4 protein-coding genes and 2 pseudogenes are annotated in these 5,022 nt (G+C 74.4%); 3 read left to right on the forward strand and 3 right to left on the reverse strand.

Features of this window, described 5'->3' with window-relative positions:
• Positions 1 to 167 precede the first annotated feature (167 nt).
• Positions 168 to 1,004 (reverse strand): annotated as a pseudogene (locus ACFV61_RS30890) (pentapeptide repeat-containing protein); the annotation flags it as partial.
• A 167-nt stretch (positions 1,005 to 1,171) separates the two neighbouring features.
• Here ACFV61_RS30890 and ACFV61_RS30895 point away from each other — a divergent pair.
• Complete coding sequence (locus ACFV61_RS30895; RefSeq protein WP_380495202.1) at positions 1,172 to 1,903, forward strand: GNAT family N-acetyltransferase; 732 nt, start codon at positions 1,172 to 1,174, stop codon at positions 1,901 to 1,903.
• Here the strand turns inward: ACFV61_RS30895 and ACFV61_RS30900 are convergent.
• Both ACFV61_RS30900 and ACFV61_RS30905 read right to left on the reverse strand, forming a co-directional pair.
• Positions 1,798 to 2,673, reverse strand: a complete 876-nt coding sequence (locus tag ACFV61_RS30900; protein ID WP_380429134.1) for an SGNH/GDSL hydrolase family protein — start codon at positions 2,671 to 2,673, stop codon at positions 1,798 to 1,800. The two genes, ACFV61_RS30895 and ACFV61_RS30900, sit on opposite strands and share 106 nt — an antisense overlap.
• 150 nt (positions 2,674 to 2,823) lie before the next feature.
• Positions 2,824 to 3,177, reverse strand: a pseudogene (locus ACFV61_RS30905) (winged helix-turn-helix transcriptional regulator); the annotation flags it as partial.
• A gap of 96 nt (positions 3,178 to 3,273) precedes the next feature.
• Here ACFV61_RS30905 and ACFV61_RS30910 point away from each other — a divergent pair.
• Together ACFV61_RS30910 and ACFV61_RS30915 are read left to right on the forward strand one after the other, a co-directional pair.
• Positions 3,274 to 4,488, forward strand: a complete 1,215-nt coding sequence (locus tag ACFV61_RS30910) for a pyridoxal phosphate-dependent aminotransferase (protein WP_380429136.1) — start codon at positions 3,274 to 3,276, stop codon at positions 4,486 to 4,488.
• Between the two features lie 31 nt (positions 4,489 to 4,519).
• Positions 4,520 to 4,852, forward strand: coding sequence for a YnfA family protein (locus ACFV61_RS30915; protein WP_063347058.1), 333 nt, complete (start codon positions 4,520 to 4,522; stop codon positions 4,850 to 4,852).
• Positions 4,853 to 5,022: the final 170 nt, after the last annotated feature.

Consider the following 5,022-nt stretch of genomic DNA (forward strand, 5'->3'; position numbering starts at 1 on the left):
GCCCCCCCCCCCGGCGGCGGCCGGGGGCCCCCGGCCGCCGCCGGGGGGGGGGGCTCCACGGTTGCAGGGGGCGGCCGATAGCGGCGGCGCGGGCCGCCCGGGCGGCCCCCGCTGCGCGGCTTGCGGGGGGCACGCGCGCCGGTGGCGGCGGCCGGGGCGGGGGCCGTGGCGGGCCAGTGGGTGGGCCGGGTGAGGGTGGCCGGCAGGCGGGTGGTGGCGTCGCCACGGGCCGCGTTCAGCTGGGCCTGGGTGAGGAAGAGGGCCTCGGTGAGGTCGGCGCCGGAGAGGTCGGCGTCGCGCAGGTCGGCGCCGACGAGGTCGGCGAGGCGCAGGTCGGCCCCGCCGAGGTCGGCGGCGACGAGCAGGGCGCCGCGCAGGTTGGCCCCGCGCAGGTCGGCGCCGCGCAGACGGGCTCCGAAGAGGTCGGCGCCGCGGTGTTCGCGGCGGCGGGGGACGGCGGCGCGGACGAGTTCGCTGGCGCGCAGCAGCAGGTCGCTGACGCGCTGCCGGTGGGCGGGGACGTCGACGGCGAGGATCTCCTCGGGGGTGCCGCCGGCGAGCCGGTCGGTCTCCTCCAGGGCCTGCCGCAGGTCGGCGTGGACCGGGCGGGCGGGGGCGTAGCCGAGCGCCTCGGTGAGGTACCAGAGCAGTTCGTGGAGCTGGCGCACCACCGGGAAGACGTCGTACATGGGCTTGGCGTCGGCCGGCGCCTCGCGCCAGCTGCGGCCGCCGAAGGTGACCTGGGAGACGCGCTGCCCGGCGCCGAAGCAGTCGTAGACGGTGCAGCCCTGGAAGCCCCGGTCGCGGAGGCGTTCGTGGATGCCGCAGGTGAAGTCGGTCTGCAGGTTGCGGCACGCGCTGCCGGCGGCCTTGTCGACGGCGAAGTCGGTGCCGGCACCGAAGGGCAGGGCGACGCAGCAGAGGCCGAAGCAGCTGGTGCAGTCGGAGCGCAGCTCGGTCGGCTGAGCCGCCGTGGGGTGCTGCGGCGGCTCGGTCTCGCGCACGTCGCGTGGTCCTTCCAGCGTGGGCACCGGCCGTCCGGTGCGTCGGACCGCCAAGCCTACTGGGCGCTGGTCACACCCACCCCACCCCCGGTAAGGTGTCAATCGGCAGTGCACCTATTACGAGGTGCATCCATGGCGCAGTGCGCCCATGGCATACGGGGGTAGGAGTGCAGGACCCGAGCATCAACGAACTCGTCCGGATGTGGATCGCCGGCTGGAGCGTCTCGCGCGGCGCGGCCGAAGCGGTGGACGAGCCGTGGGGCTGGACGATCGACGTCGGCGTGGTCGGCCACGTCGCCCGGCACGTGCTGCCCGAGCCGACCGAGCCCGACGTCCGCAAGATCGCCGAGGCGACCACCGCACCGGGCACCTGGCTGAAGCTGTTCACCGAGGAGGCCGTCGTCCGGCCCTGGCTGGGCCCGCAGTGGCGGCTCGACCAGCCGGGGTACCTGATGACCGCCCCGCTGGGCACCGAGCGGCCCGAGGTGCCGGCCGGCTACACGGTGACCACCTGGACCCGGGGCGGGGTCGTCCGGACCCTGGTCCGCACCGAGGCCGGACACCTCGCCGCACGCGGCCAGGCGGGCCTGGCCGGCCCCGTGGCCGTCCCGGACCAGATCCTGACCGCGCCCGAGCACCGGCGCCGGGGCCTGGGCGCCCTGGTGATGCGGACCCTCCAGAACGCCGGGCACCAGGCGGGCGCCGACACCGCCGTCCTGGTCGGCACCCCGGACGGCCGGGCGCTCTACACCGCGCTCGGCTGGACCACCCGCTCCCCGATGGCGAGCCTGTTCTACGAGCCCGCAGCCGAGCCCGCCGCCGAACCTGCGGCCGAACCCGTCGCAGAACCCGCAGCCGAGCCCGCCGTAGAACCCGCAGCCGAGCCCGGAGCCGAGTAGGGCAGCAGCTCGGCCCGCTTCGGCGGCCGGCCGTCGCCGGAGGAGCGCCCGGTGAGCCGGCGGCCGATCCACGGCCCCAGGTGGCCGCCCAGCCAGCGGGCGTCGGCGCGCAGCCGCTCGGCCCGGCCGGGCGGGGCGGCGGGCGGCAGCGGGGCGCGCCAGTCGAAGGCGGCGGGGCGGCCGAGCGCCTCCAACACCCCTTCGGCGACCCGGCGGTGGCCCTCGGGCGACAGGTGCAGGCGGTCCTCGCCCCAGAGCCGGCGGTCGTCGAAGCAGGGGGCGGCGAACAGGTCGACGACGGCGACGCCCTCGTCCTGGCCGAGCTCGTGCACGAAGGCCTTCATCCGCAGGATGGCCGGGAGCAGCCGGGCGCTGCCCGCCATCCTGCGGGTCGGGTCGGTGCTGGTGAACAGCACCACGGTGGCGCCGGTGGCGCGCAGTTCCTCGGTGCAGCGGCCGAGCAGCCGCTCGACCCGGGCGATGTCGCAGCCGGGGCGCAGCGCGTCGTTGAGGCCGCCGACGAGGGTCACCAGGTCGGCGCCCATCGCGGTGGCGGCGGGGAGCTGCTCGTCGTGGATCTGGCCGATGAGCTTGCCGCGGACGGCGAGGTTCGCGTAGCGGAAACCGCCGTCACCCCCGGCCTCGGCGGCGAGCGCGTCGGCGACCCGGTCGGCCCAGCCCCGGTAGTGGCCGTCGGGCAGCAGGTCGTCGCACATGCCCTCGGTGAAGGAGTCCCCGACGGCGACGTAACTGCGGTAGGTGGTGGGCACGGGCGGTCTCCGCTCTCCTCCGATGGCTCCGTGGCCCGACGATGCTACGCGGCCGGTCCGGGCACCGGCATCGGACCCCGGCACCGGCACGAGCACGAGCACGGGTGCCTAACCCGCGACGGGCGCCCCGTCGTCCGCCGTGCGGGGGGTGAACCAGTGCTCGCGGACGGCGTCGGTGGGCCGCTGCTCGCCGAGGGCGGGCAGGCCCCACTCCCCCAGCGCCTCGATCACCGGGCGCAGTTCGCGGCCGCGTTCGGTGAGCTCGTAGACCGTGGCGTTGGCGGGCCGTTCGAGCCGGCGGCGCAGGGCCAGGCCGTCGCCCTCCAGCTGCTTGAGCCGGGCGGCGAGGATGTCGGTGGAGACGCCGGGCAGGTCGGCGTGCAGGTCGGTGTAGCGGCGCGGGCCGCCGAGGAGTTCACGGACGATCAGGAGGCTCCAGCGCTCCCCCACCGCGTCCAGGGCGCGGGCGACGGCGCAGTACTGGTCGTAGCTTCGGCGTGACATGTGGATCAGCATAGCCAAAAGGTTGGACTTTCCAAGTGCCAACTTGGTAGAACAAAGCATCAGCAACGATGCGGTGGTGACGGTCGGGAGGCCGCAGTGGAGTTTCGGCAGTCCAGCAAGCTGAACAACGTGTGCTACGAGATCCGCGGCCCGGTTGTCGACCAGGCCAACGCCCTGGAGGAGGCCGGGCACAGCGTGCTGCGGCTGAACACCGGCAACCCGGCGCCGTTCGGCTTCGAGGCGCCCGAGGAGATCATCCAGGACATCATCCGCAACCTGCCCAAGGCGCACGGCTACAGCGACTCGCGCGGCATCCTGCCCGCCCGCCGCGCGGTGGTGCAGTACTACCAGCAACGCGGCGTGACCGGAGTCGGCGTCAACGACGTCTACCTCGGCAACGGCGCCTCCGAGCTGATCCAGATGGCCGTCACCGCGCTCGTCGACGACGGCGACGAGGTGCTCGTCCCGATGCCGGACTACCCGCTGTGGACGGCCGTGGTCCGGCTGGCCGGCGGCAAGGCCGTGCACTACCTGTGCGACGAGCAGGCCGACTGGTACCCGGACCTCGACGACATCGCCGCCAAGATCACCGCCCGCACCAAGGCCATCGTCGTCATCAACCCCAACAACCCCACCGGCGCGGTCTACCCGAAGGAACTGCTGGAGGGCATCCTCGACCTCGCCCGCCGCCACCAGCTGATGGTCCTGGCCGACGAGATCTACGACAAGATCCTCTACGACGACACCGAGCACCACTGCCTCGCCGCCCTCGCCGACGACGTCCTCACCCTCACCTTCAACGGCCTCTCCAAGGCCTACCGGGTGGCCGGCTTCCGCAGCGGCTGGCTGGTCGTCTCCGGGCCCAAGCAGCACGCCGCCGACTACCTGGAGGGCCTGACCATGCTCTCCGGCATGCGGCTGTGCCCCAACGTGCCCGCCCAGTTCGCCGTCCAGGCCGCGCTCGGCGGCCACCAGTCCATCAACGACCTGGTGCTGCCCGGCGGCCGGCTCACCGAACAGCGCGACGTCGCCTTCAAGGCCCTCAACGAGATCCCCGGCGTCAGCTGCGTCAAGCCCAAGGGCGCCCTGTACGCCTTCGCCCGGCTCGACCCGGCGGTGCACCGGATCGTCGACGACGAGCAGTTCGTGCTGGACCTGCTGCTCCGCGAGAAGATCCACGTCGTCCAGGGCACCGGCTTCAACTGGCCCCGCCCGGACCACTTCCGCTTCGTCACCCTGCCCCGCGCCGACGACCTGGAGACGGCCATCAACCGGATCGGCCGCTTCCTCGCGACGTACCGGCAGAGCTGAGCGCACCCGACACGTCCTAGGCTTGCCGGCCATGACCGTCCTGCGTTCCGTCGCCCTGTTCGTCGTCGCCGCCCTCGCCGAGATCGGCGGCTGCTGGCTGATCTGGCAGAGCGTGCGCGAGCAGCGGCCGTGGTGGCTGGCCGGGCTGGGGGTGGTGGTGCTCGGCGGGTACGGCTTCGTCGCGGCGCTCCAGCCGGACAGCCACTTCGGCCGGGTGCTGGCCGCGTACGGCGGGGTGTTCGTCGCCGGGTCGCTGCTCTGGGGCGTGGTCGTGGACGGCTTCCGCCCGACCCGCTACGACGTGGTGGGCGCGCTGGTCTGCCTGGCCGGGGTCGCGGTGATCATGTACGGGCCCCGGCGCTGAGCGCACTGGTCCTCGGCATTGGGCCCTCCACGCACGGGGTTCTCCACGCACGGGGCCCCCGGGGGGGGGGGGGGGCGCCCCCCCCCCCGGGCCCCGCCACCCCGGTAGGGGGCAAAACACACCCACACCCCCCCCGACCCGACGCAGCGGGGTGCCAAGACCCCCCCCAC

The sequence above is a fragment of the Kitasatospora sp. NPDC059817 genome (assembly GCF_042731835.1).
In the GTDB taxonomy this organism is placed as follows: Bacteria; Actinomycetota; Actinomycetes; order Streptomycetales; family Streptomycetaceae; genus Kitasatospora.